The following is a 16,468-nucleotide window of genomic DNA, read 5'->3' as shown; positions in this document are numbered from 1 at the left end:
GGTGGACAGCCCGCCCTCCCCGGTGGACAATGCCCGGTGATGCGGGAGGCACAGGGGGTGCGCCCGCCGATCCGAGGGGGATCCCACTGTGTCCGTGGACCATGTCCTGCGTCTGACCACCCGTTTCCAGATCGGCACCTACCTGCGGGAGGCGGACGTCGCGGTCCCGGCGGGTTCCACGCTGGCGGAGGTGATCCCGGAGATCGTCACCCTGGTGGGCGCGCCCCGGATCTCCCGGCCCTGGCTGGCGACCACGGCCGCGGGTACCCCGCTGGGCCCGGCGGTCCCGCTGCACCGGACGTCGCTCGACCACGGGGCGGTGGTGGTCCTCTCCCCGCGTCACGAGGGCACCCTGCCCGTCATCCGCGACGCCGCCGAGGCCCTCGTCGAGGCGGACGTCGACGCCGACACCCGGGGGCTGGCGGCGGCCGGGTCGGTGACCGGCACCCTGGCGTCGCTCATCCTCGCCGGTACGTATCTTCCCTGGTCACAGGCCCTGGCGTTGGCGGCGGGGGTCGCCCTCCTGCTGCTCCTCGCCCGCCGTGAGGTCCGTGTCCTCGCCCCGGTCATCTGTCTGCTGGCGGCCGGGGCCGCGGCCGCCGCCGTGGTGGAGGCCGCCCGCCCGGAGGAGCTCACCCACCCGCACACATTCGGCTGGGCCGCCCTCAGCGCGGCGGCGACGGCCACGGCCGTGCTGGTCCTGCTCATCGTCCTCCGCGGGACCGGCCCCCGCACCGCCGCAGCCACCGCCACGCTGCTCGGACTGGGCGCGGTCGGCGCCGTCGGGGCCTTCCTCCCCGCGCATGCCGCCGACCCCGCCGTGGCGGCCGCGGCGCTGGTCATCGCCGCCGGGGTGGTGTTCACCGGGCAGCTGCCGGACCTGGTCATCCGCGTCGCCGGGCTGCGGGTGCCGCGGCTACCCACCGCGGGACAGGATCTCGGGGTGGCGGACAACTCCGACGGCGGTGACGGCGGCCCCGCAGACGTCGACGCCCGCGCCCGGCGCGCCCGCCGCCTCCACGACGGGGCCGCCCTCGGCGCCGCCCTGGCCCTTACCCCGGCGCTGCTCACCGTCGGTGCCCACGGCGGAGGTTTCGCGCAGGCCCTGTGCGTGGCGGCCCTGGGGGCCGTCGCCCTCCACGCCTCCCGGCACCGGCAGGTGGTGCCGGCGTGGTCGTGGATGTCGGTCGGGTTCGTCGCCTGCCTCGCCGGGGTGTGGGCCGCCACCGACCCCGGTCACCCGGCGCAGTGGGTGCCGGCCCTCGCGTGCGCCGCGACCGCACTCACCGCCCCGCTGTGGGTGCCCCGGGTCCCGGAGGTGGAGCCGACCACCGTCGTGTGGTGGGAGCACGCCGAGTCCCTGGCCCTGGCGGCGTCCCTGCCGCTGGCCGCCCACCTGGCCGGGTTCTTCGTGCTCATCCGGGGGCTGGGGTGAGGCGCGCCGCGGGGCTGCTCGTCCCCGCGCTGCTGCTCGCTCCCCCGGCGGCGGCCCAGGACGTCGCCTGCGTCCGCCCGGTCGAGGCGCCGCCCCCGGTCGCCGCGGAACCCGACGTGCACCGCATCGCCCGCGGGGAGGGTGTCCGGGTGGCGGTCATTGACACCGGCGTCGCCCCGCACCCCTCCCTGGGGCACGTGGAGCCGGTCGCGGACCTGGTCTCCCCGTGGGCGCCGGACCCCTGGTTCGACTGCGACGGCCACGGGACGGTCGTCGCCGGTGTCATCCGGGAGGTCGCCCCGGGTGCGGAGATCCTCAGCATCCGGCAGTCGAGCGGCCACTACCGCGACTCCTCCGGCGGCACCCTCGACACCCTCACGCAGGCGGTCCACGCCGCCCTCGACGCGGGCGCCGGGGTGATCAACATCTCCGTCGTGTCCTGCCTCGATCCCGCGGTGCTTCTCGACGCCGCCCCGCTCCACCACGCCCTCCGGCGCGCGGAGGAGGACGGGGTGGTCGTCGTCGCGGCCGCCGGCAACGCGGGTGGCCAGTGCCAGCCGGGCATGGTGGTCCACCCGGCGCACGAGGAGACCGTCCTCGCCGTCGGGGCGGTCCACCCCGGGGACCCGCACGCCCTGGCCGGGTACGTGCTGCCCGGCGGGCAGGTCGCCGCCGCCGGACGGGTCCCGGTGGGGCTGTCGCCTGCCGGGCACGGCCATGCCACGGGCACCGTCAACGCCCAGGGGCAGGAGGCCTCCTTCGAGGGCACGAGCTTCGCCGCCCCCGTGGTGTCCGGCGTGGCGGCGCTGCTGCGGGAACGGCACCCCTTCGACTCGGCCGCTGACCTGCGGCACCGCATCGTGGAGGCCGCGGAACCGGGGCATGGTGTCGTCGACACGCACACGACGGTGACCCACCTGGCGGGTGACTACGCGCGGGAGGGGCGGGAGGTGGGCGTCGAGAAGCACCGGGCGGAGACCGGCGGCGTGCCCGCCCGGGCAGGAACCCTCCTCCTGGTGGCGCTGCTCGCCGTGCTGCTCACCGCACCAGTTCGAGCTCGTGGGCCCAGGGCGTGAGGAAGTCGAGGGTGCCGGCCCGCCACATGCCGTAGCCGACGCCGAGGAACACGATCCAGATGACGACGATGAGCAGGGTCACCAGGGTGATCCGCACCGACTGCCGCTGCCGGTGGAACCAGTCGAAGAAACGGTCGTAGACGTGCACGCCCCGGACGAGCAGATTCTTCGCCCACGCCTGCTCCAGGGAGAGGATGCCCACGCCGATGAAGGTGGTCAGCCACCCCTGCCCGGGCAGCGGGATGGTGACGACGCCGATGATGAGGATCGTCCACCCGAGGGTGAGTGTCAGCGGCCGCACCAGGAAGCCGTAACGGCCCTCCTTGGCGCGGGAGTGGGTGTCCTTGATCCGGTCGATGCGGTCCGACACCATCTCTCTCATCGACGGCATGCATGTTCAACGCCCGGCCCCGCGCGGAAGTTCCCTCAGTAGCTGGCCTGCAGGGCCGCCACCCGCGACAGGGGTGGTCCCTCCGGCAGCAGGCGGACCACCGACCAGGGGGCGGCGACGGGTTCCGGCAGCCCCAGCGCCACCAGATCCTCCCGCTCGGGTACCGGGTGCCGCAGGCCGGTCGTGTCCACCACGTGGTGCCCGTGGCCCGTGTCCACCGCCAGGGCCGCGCGGACCCCGCCCCGGAACTCGTCCGCCACCCCCGTCCCGGACAGGGCCACCGGCCGGGTGTCGGAGACGAGCGTGGCCACCTGTCCGTCCGTGGCGCACACGGTGACCTCCCGCGGATCGAGGAAGAGCGGGGCGACGGCGGGCAGCCGCACGTCATAGGGGGTGTCCGGGTGGTGGGACAGCTCCTCCCGGGGAACGGCCCGGCGCGGCACGCCGGTCGCGGCGAGCACCTCCGCCTGCGTGTCGCTGAGAGGGGCGACGCCCGTCGGCAGCAGCGCCCACAGCCCCGTCCCCGTGTCGAGGATCTCCGCGGGGGCCTCCGGCAGCAGCACCGGATCGAGCTCCCGCACGGCGTTGAGCACCTCGACGGGCGGCTCCCAGCGCGGGGTCGTGGGCGTCACCCCGAGGGCCCGGCGCACGGTCCGTCCCTCCGGGGACTCCGGGTGCGGCAGGCGGTGCCGCCCCGCGGTGGTAAGCAGCCAGTCCGCGCCCGCCCCGGTGGCCAGCACGCCCCGGTGCCCGCCGAGGGGGTTGGTGTGGTCGCCGACCGCCACGGTCACCACGCCCTCGCCGTCCGCGCAGGCCGACCACTCCGGCTCCCCGGCCGGGGACTCCCCCAGCACCAGCGGCGCCGGGTGGATCCCCACCGGCACGCCCCGTTCCAGCTCCGCGAGCACCCCGTCCCCGATCCGCGCCGGGTCCTCGTCACCGCCGGCGATGAGCCGCGCGGAGGCGAGGTTGGTGACGGGGTGGACGCGGTCGTCGACACGCACGAACAACGCGCCCCCGGAGGTCTGCAGGATCGGCGCCTCCCCCGGGTGCGCGGCGGGTCGCAGCCAGGCGAGCAGCCCCGCGCCTAGCCCGATCATCACCACCGCCACCACACCGAAGAGCAGCGCCCGCGAGCGGGCGGCCAACGGGTCGTGGATCATGCGGATGTCACCGAGCACGAGGCCGTGCTCGACCCGGCGGCGCAGGAACCGGTGACCGGACACCTGCGCGCGGGTGGTCGGCAGCACTGACTGACCCACGCCATCCCCCCCCCTGAATGACTGTGACGGTGTACGGCGTCAGACTAAGGCCGGGTCGCGGGGATCTCAACCGGAGGGTCGTCGAGGGCCGGGTTCCCCGGGGTCTCCAGGGGATTCGCGCCGCCCATGTCCGGCTTCGTGGGCCGGTGGAAGGTGGGGGCGCCGGTGGCGTCGAGAGGCAGCGGCGGCAGCTCCTCCGGGGAGTTCCCCGGGGCGCGCATCCGCAGCAGCTCCTCGTCGGTGAACGCCCGGTTCACCGCGAAGATCGAGACGTTGTGGTCCCGGTACACCGGGGTGACGCCCGGGGTCTCCCACAGCCCGTCGATCATCTGGAAGCGCGGCTCCTGGAACTCCCAGAAACTCCACGGCGAGACGAAGTAGAAACGCACGTCCAGCTGCTCCGCCGCCTTGTCGACATTGTTCATCTGGTCGGGGTCACCGTGGTTCCCCACGCCCAGCAGATCCGGGTGCCAGTAGAGCAGGTCCGTGGCCGAGGTGCGGTGCACGTCCGGCCACAGGTAGTGCCGCATCACCGCGGGCAGGCCGTTGTAGGCGTACATCCAGCCGTGCCCGTCGGCGGGCTCACCGAAGATGGAGCCCTCGTACGCGCCGGGCTGCGCGGAGAGCCAGTCGAAGGCGCGGATATCGGCCTCGCTGACCATGCGGTCGTCGACACGCGGGCTGTTGAGGGTGGCCTCCACGCCCTCGAGGACGCTGTCGCGGGTGGCCCACAGGGCGGTGCCGTAGCCGGCACCGACGCCGAGGATGACCGACAGCGCCACCGACACCCGGGCCCACGTGGTGTTCATCTTCAGCGGCGCCAGGCTGATGAGGCGGATGAGCACCGCGACACCCACCGCGGCGGCGGCGTAGGTGAACATGGCCACCGGCATGACCAGACGGTGTGCCGTGGCGTAGTGCAGGGTGCCGATGATGTTGAGCCAGTCGCCCCACGGCTCCCCGAAGAGCATGAGGGCGTTGGCGGTCATCGCGGCGGAGAGGAACCAGAACAGCGGCGCCCACAGGTTGCGGCGCCACACGAGCAGCGCGACGCCGCCGAGGCCGGCCAGCCACAGCAGCAGGGTCTGGTTGAAGTCGGGGAACATGTCCGTGTGGCGGGTCTGCATCTCGAGGGCCTTCGCCCAGGACTCCGCGCGGGTGACGTCCTCGAACGCGGTCCACGAGGAGACCTCCTCGCTGGCCTCCGAACCGGAGAGCAGCTGCGGCAGGAGGATCGCCACGCCCAGGCCACCGGCCAACGCCAGCCACCCGACGTCCCGCAGACGCACGAACAGCGCCTGCCTCCCCGTGTCCGGGCGGTGCGACGGCACCCACACCAGGTACAGCAGCCACCACAGGGCCAGCGCGAGGACGACGATGGTCACCGGGGCCGGGTGCATCTGCACCATGCCGGTCAGCGAGATCATCGCCGCGAACGCCGCCACCGGACGGTAGGGCACGTGCATGAACAGCGCGATGACCACACCCGAGGCCGCCAGGGACCCCAGGTAGGGCCACACGCCGACGTAGTAGCCGACCCACATGAGCACCGGGGAACCGAACACGGCGATACCGGCGACACCGGCCGCCAGCTGGGCCGTGAGGCCACCGCGACCGACCATCTTCCAGGCGATCATCGCGACGGACAGCGGCAGCAGCATGCCGGGCAGCACGACGCTGGTGAGGTTGAGCGCCTCAATGGGGTTGATGTTCGCGGCCTCGCCGGCCAGGCCCGCCCCGACGTGCCACGCCGAGGGGTAGTACATGTGGTCGCCGGTCTCCAGGTGCCGGAGCTCGCCCATGCGGGTCGGGTCGCCGATGCCGGCGTCCATGAACCACCGCACCATCGACGCGTGCCAGTGGACGTCCCAGCCCTGGACGATGTTGCCCAGGCCACGGGGGACCTTCTCGAACAGCCTCATGCTGTGGTCGATGATGAGCCACCCGCCGGTGATGACGCCCGCCGCCGGAAGGATCCAGGCCGGGTCGAGGACGCCGCCCTGCCTGTTCTCCCACACCCGGGACCAGGGGCTGCCGCGGGGTTCCTCCGGGTCTGCGGCGGGACGCCGACGGCGGGCGACGAGGAGGAAACCACCCCGCCACAGCGCCGCCAGGACGAGGACGAGGAGCCAGAAGATGACGAAGGAGAGCCAGTCGTAACGGATGTCCAGCTGGCCGAGCACCCAGCCCGCCAGTCCGAACAGGCCGAAGGTCACCGGGATGGAGGTCGCCAGCGCCCACGGCAGCCGCAGGCCCGACACCCATCCCACCGCCGCACCGGGCATGGTGAACACCAGCGCCGCAATCAGCACCAGCTGGTACATCTCCACCCCGGACACCTCTCACTCAAGTGGTTCAATCACAAACAAGCCATTACTCTACAACCCCGCGGGTTTACACGTCACAGGCTCCGCCGGTCACGGGTCACTTCCGCCCGGGACGCGAGTTCCTCGTCCGCGGGGTAGTCCACGCCGTGCAGGCTCAGGCCCTTCGCCGGGGCGAGGGGGACGAGGGGCGAGCGTTCCGTCTCCGTGAGCAGCTGTCCCGCCAGAGATGCTTCCCGACGCCCCTCCCCCACCGTCAGGCACGTCCCCACGAGGGAGCGGACCATGTTCCAGCAGAAGGCGTCGGCGGTGACGTGGGCCTCGTAGAGCTGCGGCTCCGTGCGGGTGGACACGTCGTGCCAGGTGAACTCCTGGAGCTCCCGGATCGTGGTGGCGTGCTCCCGGGCGCGGCAGAAGGCCACGAAGTCGTGCAGCCCGACGAGGACGTCGGCGACCGCCTGCAGGTCCTCGAAGACGACCGGGCGCGGCCAGTGCGCCGTGTCACGTGCCCGGGTGGGCAGCGGGCCCCGCGGGTGCGTGGTCACACGGTAGACGTAGTGGCGGCGCAGGGCGGAGAAGCGGGCGTCGAAACCCGGTGGGGCCTCCGTGATCGCGTGGACGCGGACGTCGGCGGGGAGCAGCCGCGCGAGGCGGCGGACCAGACGCCCGGGGTCGCCGTCGATGCTGCGCTGCGCGAGGCTGGAGGCCGGCACGTCGAGGTGGGCGACCTGCCAGGCGGCGTGCACCCCGGCGTCGGTGCGGCCGGCGACGGTGAGGGCGGCGTCGATACGCAGAATCAGTGACAGGGCGTCCTCGAGGACGCCCTGCACGGTGCGCAGGCCGGGCTGCTTCTGACGTGCCCAGCCGTGGAAGTCGGTGCCGTCGTACGCCAGGTCCAGGCGCAGGCGGATGAGGTGGTCAGTCATGGTCAGTCAAGACTACCCCCTGCCCCGTCGCCTACTTCCGGGTGCCGATACCCAGCAGACGGTAGATCGGGCAGAAGCCGACCACGGCGGTCAGCCCCATGATGGCGGAGACAGCGAGCAGGCCGATGCCGGCGGGCTTGCCCGGCTCAGTGACGGTGAAGGCCAGGATCGCGGCGAGGACGGCGACGAGACCGCGGGCGCCGCGGTCGACGGGGGACTCATTCGGTGTCAGGTTCATGGACTCAGACTACGCCTGCACCGGTGTCGACGGGAGGGCCCGGAAAAGAGAGACACCGCACACTCCCCGGAGGGAGCGTGCGGTGTGTCTGCGGGGGGACGGGGACCTACTTGTCCTCGGTCTCCTCAGCCTTGGCCTCAGCCTCGGCCTCGGCGACGGAGCCCTCCTGGGCCGGAGCCTCAGCGGAGACGTCGCCCTCGGCCGGCTCAGCCGGGTCAGCCGCGGTGTCCTCGGCGTTGACCTCGACGTTCTCGGTCTTGACCTCGGACTCCTCGGCGGACTCCTCGGCAGCCTTCTTGGAGGCTGCGGCGCGGGTGGCGCGGGTGGCCTCGGCGCTCACGGTCTCCTCGAGAACGAGGGAGATCTGAGACATCGGGGCGTTGTCGCCGGCGCGGTTCTCCAGCTTGATGATGCGGGTGTAACCACCCTGGCGGTTCTCGAACTTCGGCGCCAGCTCGTTGAAGAGGTAGGCGACGACGTCCTTCTGCGGCAGCTCGGCGAGCACCTGGCGGCGGGCGGCGACGGAGCCGTCCTTGGCCTTGGTGATCAGCTTCTCCGCGAACGGACGCAGGGTCTTGGCCTTGGCGTCGGTGGTCTTGATTGCACCGTGCTCGAACAGCGAGGCAGCCAGGTTAGAGAGGATCTTCTTCTGGTTGCTTGCGGAGCCGCCGAGACGGGCGCCCTTCTTGGGGGTAGGCATGTTGGTACTCCTCGGGTACGTATTGGTGAGCGCGTGGGCTCCCGGTCAGACCGGGGGCCGCGGGGGCGTGCTACTCGGTTTCCTCAGCTGCAGGCTCGCTGTCGACGAAGTCGCCGGTGGCGGCGTCATAGCCCTCGATGGTGGAGGGGTCGAAGTCCTCCGGTGCGTCCTTCAGGGTCAGACCCAGGCCGGCGAGCTTGATCTTCACTTCGTTTATGGACTTCTGACCGAAGTTGCGGATGTCCAGCAGGTCCGACTCGGTGCACTCTGCGAGCTCACCGACGGTGTGGATCTCCTGACGCTTCAGGCAGTTGTACGAACGAACGGAGAAGTTCAGGTCCTCGATCGGCATGCCGTAGGCGGCGATGTACTCGGTCTCCTGCGGGGAGGGACCGATCTCGATGCCTTCTGCGGCGACGTTGAGCTCACGGGCGAGGCCGAAGAGCTCGACGAGGGTCTTGCCGGCGGACGCGACGGCGTCACGGGCGGTGATGGAGTTCTTGGTCTCGACGTCGATGATCAGCTTGTCGAAGTCCGTGCGCTGCTCGACACGGGTGGCCTCGACCTTGTAGGTGACCTTCAGCACCGGGGAGTAGATCTGGTCGACCGGGATACGGCCGATGTCTCCACCACCAGCGGTGAGGGCCGCCGGAACGTAGCCGCGGCCACGCTCGACGATGAACTCGATGTCCAGACGTGCCTGCTCATTGAGGGTCGCGATGTGCATGTCCGGGTTGTGGATCTCCACACCGGCCGGCGGCTGGATGTCGCCTGCGGTGACCTCTCCCGGGCCTTCCTTGCTCAGGTACATGACCACCGGCTCGTCGGAGTCGGAGGACAGGACCAGACCCTTGATGTTGAGGATGATCTCGGAGACATCCTCCTTCACACCGCTGATCGTGGTGAACTCGTGGAGCACACCGTCGATCTTGACGGAGGTGACGGCTGCGCCCGGGATGGACGACAGCAGGGTACGGCGCAGCGAGTTGCCGAGGGTGTAGCCGAAGCCCGGCTCGAGCGGCTCAATGATGAACCGGGAACGAGCGGTATCGATGTACTCCTCGGTGAGCACAGGACGCTGGGAAATGAGCATGGGACTCTCCTTTGTCGACGCCCGCTATTTGACGTCGGTGAAGAAAACGAGGGATGCGTTGATGCAGATGAAGAGGATTTCTCCTCGCGGCACGGCAGAGCCGCGCCGGAGGGGAAGTCTTACTTCGAGTAGAGCTCGACGATGAGCTGCTCCTGCAGCGGAACGTCGATCTGGGCGCGCTCGGGCAGCTGGTGCACGAGGATGCGCAGGGTGGACGGAACGACCTGCAGCCAGGCCGGGACGACAGCGTCGACGAGGCCGTCCTGGGCCTCCTCGAACCAGATCATCTTCTGGGACTTGTCACGCACGTCGATGATGTCGTACTGGGACACCTGGTAGGAAGGCACGTTGACCTTCTTGCCGTTGACGAGGAAGTGACCGTGGGAGACGAGCTGACGTGCCTGACGACGGGTGCGGGCGAGGCCTGCACGGTAGACGACGTTGTCCAGACGGGACTCCAGCAGGACGAGCAGGTTGTCACCGGTCTTGCCGGGGCGACGGTTCGCCTCGGCGTAGTAGCGGCGGAACTGCTTCTCGAGCACACCGTAGGTGTACTTCGCCTTCTGCTTCTCCTGCAGCTGCAGGAGGTACTCGGACTCCTTGATGCGGGCGCGGCCAGCCTGACCCGGGGGGTAGGGGCGACGCTCGAATGCCATGTCTCCGCCGACGAGGTCGACGCGGAGGCGGCGGGACTTACGGGTGACAGGGCCGGTGTAACGAGCCATGGTAAGTTACCTCTTCCTTTCTTAGACGCGACGACGCTTCGGCGGACGGCAGCCGTTGTGCGGCTGGGGGGTGACGTCCGAGATGGAGGACACCTCGAGGCCGGCGGCCTGGAGGGAACGGATTGCGGTCTCGCGGCCCGAACCCGGGCCCTTGACGAACACGTCGACCTTCTTCATGCCGTGGTCCATTGCCTTGCGGGCAGCGTTCTCGGCGGCCATCTGCGCGGCGAACGGGGTGGACTTACGGGAGCCCTTGAACCCGACGTGGCCGGAGGAGGCCCAGGACACGACAGCACCGGTGGTGTCGGTGATGGACACGATGGTGTTGTTGAAGGTGGACTTGATGTAGGCGTGGCCCTGGGCCACGTTCTTCTTGACGACGCGACGACCAGTGCGGCGCGCGCCAGAGCGAGTCTTCGGAGGCATGTTCTACTTCTTCTTTCCGGCGATCGTCTTCTTCGGACCCTTACGCGTACGTGCGTTGGTCTTGGTGCGCTGGCCACGGACGGGCAGGCCACGACGGTGGCGCAGACCCTGGTAGCAGCCGATCTCAATCTTGCGACGGATATCGGCCTGCACCTCGCGGCGGAGGTCACCCTCGACCTTCCAGGAGGACTCGATAACGTCACGGAGGGCGGCAACCTGGTCATCGGACAGGTTGTCGGTGCGCAGGTCGGGAGAGATGCCGGTCTCTGCGAGAAGCTGGGCGGCACGGGCGGGGCCGATGCCGTAGATGTAAGTGAGTGCGACCTCCATGCGCTTGTTGCGCGGAAGGTCAACACCTGCAAGACGTGCCATGTGGTACGTACCTTTCGGGTTGTTTACGGTGGTTTTCTCCCTACTCGTCCCCACCTGGCGATGCTTTGCCCGGACCGATGACCGGACGATGGATCGTGTTTCGTGGGGCTTCAGCCACCGCGGCTGAAGGTGAACGGGCGTGCGGGGCACAGTGATGCGCCCCGGGTGCCACGCCGGTGAGTAAGGAGGCGGGTGTTCTTACTTGTAGCGGTAGACGATGCGTCCGCGGGTCAGGTCGTACGGAGACAGCTCCACAACGACGCGATCCTCGGGGAGGATACGGATGTAGTGCTGGCGCATCTTGCCACTGATGTGAGCGAGAACCTTGTGTCCGTTGTCGAGCTCGACACGGAACATTGCATTCGGCAGGGGCTCGACAATGCGGCCCTCAACCTCGATGGCGCCTTCCTTAGCCATATCCTCCACATTCCTGGTGCCGTCTGAGCGGCTACCGTGCTGGTTTCACAGATCTACTGCAGGGGTATGCGCATTCGCGTATACACCAAACAGACACACTACCTGCACAGGCGTGGAAAACCAAACCCCCGTTGCGTCGGGAAGCTCTCCCCCGCTTCCCGACGCCCCTCAAACCCGGAGAAACCGGTCCTAGTAGATGAAGACCTTGTCGCCGATCTGCAGATCGTTGAAGTACTTCTGCGCGTCCTGCGGTGCGAGACGGACGCAGCCGGCGGACTCGTAGTAGGTGTTGCCCTGGTGGAAGGCGTGGCCGTTGTAGGTGAAGTACACGGCGTACGGCATCGGGGCGTTGTTGAAGAGGTAGGACACCTCGTCCTTGACCTTGCGGTTGACCCAGAAGGTGCCGCGCGGGGTCTCCTCGCCCGGCTTGCCCGGCGCGTGGTAGGCGGGGCCGTAGTAGAGCTCGCCGTTGTTCTGCAGCCAGGTGCGGCGGCCGTCGATGTCGACGCAGACCTTCGCGTCAGCCGGGCACGGGCCGTAGTCGAAGGACGGCTTCGGAGCCGGGGCGGGCGCCGGTGCCGGCTTCGGGCGGGCGGCCTCCATGCGCTGGTTGATCAGGCCCGGGTAGGCGGACTCGAGGGCCGCGTCCACCGCACCTCGCACGGCGTTGGACGACTGCGGGTCGAGCACCCGGGTCTGACGGTGGATCTGGTTGCGGGTGTTCCACGCCGCATCCTGCAGGTCCTGCTGCGAGGAACCGACCTGCGACGACAGGTCCTGCGCCTGGGCGGCGGCGGGCGCCACGAGCAGGGTGGCGGCGGTGACGACGGAGGCGAGAACAGCACCGAAACGGCGGGAAATGGAACGCATGCGTAAAGTATAAACCCGAAAGAGGTTTTCTACCGCCTAGGGGTGAGGATCCGCGGCCCCGTGTCGGTCGCGGCGACCGTGTGCTCCCAGTGCGAGGAGAAGGAACCGTCGAGGGTGACCACGGTCCAGTCGTCCTCGAGGACGGCGGAGTCCGTCGTACCGAGCGTGAGCATCGGCTCGATCGCCAGCACCGAACCCGCCTGGATACGCGGCCCCCGGCCGGGGCGGCCCTCGTTGGCCAGGAAGGGCTCCTCGTGCATGGTGCGCCCGATGCCGTGCCCGCCGTAGCCCTCGACGATGCCGAGCTGCACGCCGAACTTCTGCTCCGCTGCGCGGGTGGCCTGCTCCAGGGCGTGCGAGACGTCCGTGAGGCGGTTGCCGGGGACCATGGCCTTGAGTCCCTCGTGGAGGACCCACTCGGTCGCCAGGTTGAGCTTCTCGATGTCCTCGTCGACCTCCCCGATGCCGAAGGTCCACGCCGAGTCACCGACCCAGCCCTCGAAGGTGGCGCCGCAGTCGACGGAGAGCAGGTCTCCCTCCTGCAGCACGACGTCCGCGGAGGGGATGCCGTGGACGATGACGTCGTTGGGGGAGGCGCAGATGGAGCCGGGGAAGCCCTCGTAGCCGAGGAAGCTCGGGACGGCGCCGGCGTCGCGGATGGTCTGCTCCGCGATCTGGTCGAGCTCGAGGGTGCTCACGCCGGGGGCGGCGGCGGCCTTCACGGCCTGCAGGGCCCGGCCGACGATCTCGCCGGCGGCCTGCATGGCGTCGAGTTCGCCGGGGGACTTGGCCGGGATGACACGGCGCTTGGATCGGAATCCCATGTGGATGCTCCTGTGGGGAAAAGGGAACCGGCCGCGGCCCGTGGACGGGTCGCGGCCGGAGGGTGGTGCGGGTCTTACTTACCGAGGGCTGCCATGGCGCGGTCGTTGATCTCCTCGACCTCGCCCTCCGCCTCGATGGAGATGATCTGATCGCCGTAGTGCTCGATGAGCGGGGCGGTCTCGTCACGGTAGACGCCGAGACGGGTGCGGATGGTCTCCTCATTGTCGTCGGCACGGCCACGGGCGAGCATGCGCTCGACCACGACGTCCTCGGCGACGACGAAGTTCAGCACGCCGTCCAGGTTCTGGCCGTTCTCGGCGAGCAGGTCCTGGAGGATCTCGGCCTGCTCGACGGTGCGCGGGAAGCCGTCGAGGAGGAAACCCTCAGCTGCGTCGGCCTCCTCGAGACGGGACTTCACCATGCGTGCGGTGACGTCGGTCGGGACGAGCTTGCCCGCGTCGATGTAGCTCTTGGCCTCGACACCCAGCGGGGTGCCCTCGCCGATGTTGGCGCGGAAGAGGTCGCCGGTGGAGATGTGCGGCACACCCAGCTTCTCTGAGAGGAGAACGGCCTGGGTGCCCTTGCCGGCACCGGGGGGTCCGAGGAGTACAAGTCTCATTTGAGGAGTCCTTCGTAGTTGCTTTGGAGAAGCTGGGATTCAATCTGCTTCACAGTGGTCAGGGCGACCGACACCATAATCAGGATGGCGGTACCACCGAACGCCGTCATGCCTGCGCTGGCGTTGCCCACACCCAGGTCGAGAGCGATGTTCGGCAGCACAGCGATGATGCCGAGGTAGGCGGCGCCGACGAAGAGCAGTCGGTTCATGACGAAACCGAGGTACTCCGCGGTCGGTCGCCCCGGGCGGATGCCCGGGATGAAGCCGCCGTACTTCTTCATGTTATCCGCCTGCTCGGCCGGGTCGTACTGAACCGACACATAAAAGTAGGAGAAGAAGATGATGAGGACGAAGTACAGGAGGATGTACTGCCACGACGACGGGGTCATCAGGTACTGGATGACGTTGCGCTGCCACCAGTTGTCGGCCGCCCCCGCGTTGCCCGAGTTGACGATCTCGGTGATGAGCACCGGCATGTAGATCAGGGAGGACGCGAAGATGACCGGGATGACGCCGGCCTGGTTGACCTTGAGCGGCAGGTAGGTGGACGTGCCGCCGTACTGGCGACGTCCCACCATGCGCTTGGCGTACTGCACCGGGATGCGGCGCTGGCCCTGCTCGACGAACACGACGCCCACGACGAGGGCGACGACGGCGGCGACGACCACCGCGAACACGACTCCACCGGAGGTCTGGAGGATGTTCATGCCGTCGGTGGGCAGACGGGTGGCGATACCGGCGAAGATGAGCAGCGACATGCCGTTGCCCACGCCCTTCTCGGTGATCAGCTCACCGAGCCACATGACGAGGACGGCACCCGAGGTCATGACCAGCACCAGCAGGATGAGGTCCCAGATGGTGCGGTCGGGGATGAGCACGGAGATGCCCTGGCCCAGGAGCTGCTCGCGGTCGGCGAGGGCGACGATGCCCGCGGACTGCAGGAGCGCCAGCGCCAGGGTGAGGTAACGCGTGTACTGCGTCATCTTCGACTGACCGGACTGCCCCTCCTTCTTCAGCTCCTCGAAGTGGGGGATGACGACGGTGAGCAGCTGGGTGATGATCGACGCCGTGATGTACGGCATGATGCCGATCGCGAAGATCGACAACTGCAGCAGCGCACCACCGGAGAACAGGTTGATCAGCGAGTAGACGCTGCCCTGCTCCTGGGTGAGCTCGCGGAGTCGACCACTGATCGACGCGTAGTCGACGCCGGGCGACGGAATCTGCGCACCGATGCGGTAGATGATCACCATGAGCACGGTGAAGATGATCTTCTTCCGCAGGTCGACGTCCTTGAATGCCTGGATAATGGCGGACACGGATCCTCCTGGCCACACTCCCCCCGCGCGCGGAGCGGAAGGGGGTGAGGGAATTGACAAGATTGACTGGTTCAGCCTACCAGCGCCCTCATGTAACGGCTCAGTCACGGTGGCTGTCTGTCTCTCCCCCGCTTCCCGACGCCCCGCTCACCCCTGCGGATCCGCGTTGCGCCACTGCGCCTCCCGCTGCCCCGTGCCAAGATCGACGCGGGCAGTGAAGGAGTACTCCCTGGGCCAGGCAGCGAAGAGGGAGCGGTCGTTGACGATGAGCCGGTAGATCAGCCCCCGCTGCCGGGGCACCCGGACCTCGTCGAGGGCGATGTGCAGCTCGCTGCGCTGCCCCGTCCGGGTGACGCTCCAGTCCCCGGCGACGTGACCCCGATCGGGGTAGGAGGTCATGGTGACCCGGCCCTTCCCGGCCACCGCGATGTCCAGTGGCGGGTCGAAGACGATCTCGGTGTCCACGAGGTGGATCCGTTCGAGGGCGTCGCCGGCGAAGAGGTAGCGGGTGCCGTCCTCCTCGTAGCGGTCGCCGGTGGTGCGCACCCGGGTAATCTCTGCCCCGTCGGTGGGGAATATCTCCATGATCTCGGCGTCGAGGGTGTACTTGGCCCAGCTGCGCACCTGCCCCTGCAGGGGGACGGGCCCGGGGAAGTCGAGCAGTGCCACCGGGGTGTCGTCGACAAGCACCTCGGACGTCAGGTGACGGGTACGCAGGAACTCGAGGTCGTTGACCATGAACAGCGGGAACTCCTCCGGGTCGGTGGAGGACATGCCGATCGGGGCGAGCACGTTGAGGGGCACCGAGCGTGCGGTGACGCCCTCGCGGATGTCCACGCTCACCCGGCGGCCCGCGGGATCCACCAGGCGGAAACGGATGGTCGCCCGGCCGTGCCCGTCGACCTCGATCGTCGGGTCCCCGAGGTCCTGCCGGGAGTACTCCCCCAGCCCCTTGCCGGTGACGCCGCTGCTCAGCCCGGTGTCGGGGCGCAGCGTCAGGTCGTCGAAGAAGTCGGCGTAGCCGTCGTGGCGGTAGCCGATGACCCGGTAGCCGCGTTCCGCGCCGCGGTCGATGAACTGGGGCTCGAAGCCCGAGTAGACGGGATCGGCGTCAGATTCCAGTTCCAGCAGCGCCAGCGCCGTGACCTCGTAGCGGGCGGCGGTCAGCGGCAGCCACACGTCACGGTCGGTGCCGGGCCGCTCGTAGGCGGCCGTGTCCACTGCCGCCATCCCCGGGGGCCGGTACCGTTCCCAGGTCTCGAAGGCGAGCAGGCCGCCGGCCGCGAGCGCGCACACGAGAGCGACCCCGAGGACCCGGCGTCCGGTCCCCCGCCGCAGGTGCCCGCCGGCGGACAGTAGTGAGAGCACCAGCAGGACGGCACCCGCCACGAGACTGAGCGGCGCGGCGAGGAACGCCAGCAGTGCGAGCACCAGGCGAGGACGGACACGG

Annotated in this window: 18 protein-coding genes; 2 read left to right on the top strand and 16 right to left on the bottom strand. The window is 69.5% G+C overall.

The annotated features are described in order from the left end of the window. Positions 1-88 precede the first annotated feature (88 nt). A complete protein-coding gene (gene eccD, locus B842_RS02060; protein WP_040084904.1) occupies positions 89-1,435 on the top strand; it encodes a type VII secretion integral membrane protein EccD in 1,347 nt (448 codons plus the stop codon). After that, positions 1,432-2,511 carry a S8 family serine peptidase gene (locus B842_RS02055; protein ID WP_169744843.1) on the top strand — a complete coding sequence of 360 codons (1,080 nt, stop codon included), beginning with the start codon at positions 1,432-1,434 and terminating at the stop codon, positions 2,509-2,511. The genes eccD and B842_RS02055 overlap by 4 nt, the downstream gene beginning before the upstream one ends. Here the strand turns inward: B842_RS02055 and B842_RS02050 are convergent. The 16 genes from B842_RS02050 to B842_RS01975 all read right to left on the bottom strand — a co-directional run bounded on the left by B842_RS02050 (position 2,474) and on the right by B842_RS01975 (position 16,449). Further along, positions 2,474-2,902: a TIGR02611 family protein gene (locus B842_RS02050; protein ID WP_040084903.1), complete on the bottom strand. Its 429-nt coding sequence runs from the start codon at positions 2,900-2,902 to the stop codon at positions 2,474-2,476. The two genes, B842_RS02055 and B842_RS02050, sit on opposite strands and share 38 nt — an antisense overlap. Positions 2,903-2,937: 35 nt before the next feature. Next, positions 2,938-4,164, bottom strand: a complete 1,227-nt coding sequence (eccB, locus tag B842_RS02045) for a type VII secretion protein EccB (RefSeq protein WP_245631334.1) — start codon at positions 4,162-4,164, stop codon at positions 2,938-2,940. A gap of 44 nt (positions 4,165-4,208) precedes the next feature. Next, a complete protein-coding gene (locus tag B842_RS02040) occupies positions 4,209-6,488 on the bottom strand; it encodes a DUF6541 family protein (RefSeq protein ID WP_245631336.1) in 2,280 nt (759 codons plus the stop codon). Positions 6,489-6,565: 77 nt separating this feature from the next. After that, the gene (truA, locus tag B842_RS02035) at positions 6,566-7,414 is read right to left on the bottom strand and encodes a tRNA pseudouridine(38-40) synthase TruA (RefSeq protein ID WP_040084900.1); all 849 of its coding nucleotides are present in this window, start codon (positions 7,412-7,414) and stop codon (positions 6,566-6,568) included. A 31-nt stretch (positions 7,415-7,445) separates the two neighbouring features. Then, the gene (locus B842_RS02030) at positions 7,446-7,652 is read right to left on the bottom strand and encodes a YgaP family membrane protein (RefSeq protein ID WP_040084898.1); all 207 of its coding nucleotides are present in this window, start codon (positions 7,650-7,652) and stop codon (positions 7,446-7,448) included. Positions 7,653-7,758: 106 nt separating this feature from the next. Further along, complete coding sequence (gene rplQ / locus B842_RS02025; protein WP_040084896.1) at positions 7,759-8,352, bottom strand: 50S ribosomal protein L17; 594 nt, start codon at positions 8,350-8,352, stop codon at positions 7,759-7,761. A gap of 70 nt (positions 8,353-8,422) precedes the next feature. Beyond that, a complete protein-coding gene (locus B842_RS02020; protein WP_040084894.1) occupies positions 8,423-9,445 on the bottom strand; it encodes a DNA-directed RNA polymerase subunit alpha in 1,023 nt (340 codons plus the stop codon). Positions 9,446-9,564: 119 nt separating this feature from the next. Beyond that, positions 9,565-10,170: a 30S ribosomal protein S4 gene (gene rpsD / locus B842_RS02015; protein WP_040084892.1), complete on the bottom strand. Its 606-nt coding sequence runs from the start codon at positions 10,168-10,170 to the stop codon at positions 9,565-9,567. A 21-nt stretch (positions 10,171-10,191) separates the two neighbouring features. Next, the gene (rpsK, locus tag B842_RS02010) at positions 10,192-10,596 is read right to left on the bottom strand and encodes a 30S ribosomal protein S11 (RefSeq protein ID WP_040084891.1); all 405 of its coding nucleotides are present in this window, start codon (positions 10,594-10,596) and stop codon (positions 10,192-10,194) included. 3 nt (positions 10,597-10,599) lie between these two features. Further along, a complete protein-coding gene (rpsM, locus tag B842_RS02005; RefSeq protein WP_040084889.1) occupies positions 10,600-10,968 on the bottom strand; it encodes a 30S ribosomal protein S13 in 369 nt (122 codons plus the stop codon). A 198-nt stretch (positions 10,969-11,166) separates the two neighbouring features. Continuing rightward, complete coding sequence (infA, locus tag B842_RS02000; RefSeq protein WP_003854422.1) at positions 11,167-11,385, bottom strand: translation initiation factor IF-1; 219 nt, start codon at positions 11,383-11,385, stop codon at positions 11,167-11,169. 189 nt (positions 11,386-11,574) lie between these two features. Beyond that, complete coding sequence (locus B842_RS01995) at positions 11,575-12,255, bottom strand: L,D-transpeptidase (protein ID WP_040084888.1); 681 nt, start codon at positions 12,253-12,255, stop codon at positions 11,575-11,577. A 29-nt stretch (positions 12,256-12,284) separates the two neighbouring features. Further along, on the bottom strand, positions 12,285-13,079 hold the full coding sequence (map, locus tag B842_RS01990) for a type I methionyl aminopeptidase (protein WP_040084887.1): 795 nt from the start codon (positions 13,077-13,079) through the stop codon (positions 12,285-12,287). Positions 13,080-13,153: 74 nt separating this feature from the next. Then, positions 13,154-13,699, bottom strand: a complete 546-nt coding sequence (locus B842_RS01985; protein WP_040084886.1) for an adenylate kinase — start codon at positions 13,697-13,699, stop codon at positions 13,154-13,156. Continuing rightward, positions 13,696-15,018, bottom strand: a complete 1,323-nt coding sequence (secY, locus tag B842_RS01980; protein ID WP_040084884.1) for a preprotein translocase subunit SecY — start codon at positions 15,016-15,018, stop codon at positions 13,696-13,698. Before secY ends, B842_RS01985 begins: the two co-directional genes overlap by 4 nt. A 147-nt stretch (positions 15,019-15,165) precedes the next feature. Continuing rightward, entirely contained in the window at positions 15,166-16,449 is a 1,284-nt protein-coding gene (locus B842_RS01975; protein WP_040084883.1) for a hypothetical protein, read from the bottom strand. Positions 16,450-16,468 lie beyond the last annotated feature (19 nt).

This window comes from Corynebacterium humireducens NBRC 106098 = DSM 45392 (assembly GCF_000819445.1).
GTDB classification, from domain to species: Bacteria; Actinomycetota; Actinomycetes; order Mycobacteriales; family Mycobacteriaceae; genus Corynebacterium; species Corynebacterium humireducens.
This window is presented reverse-complemented; position numbering and strand designations above follow the sequence as displayed.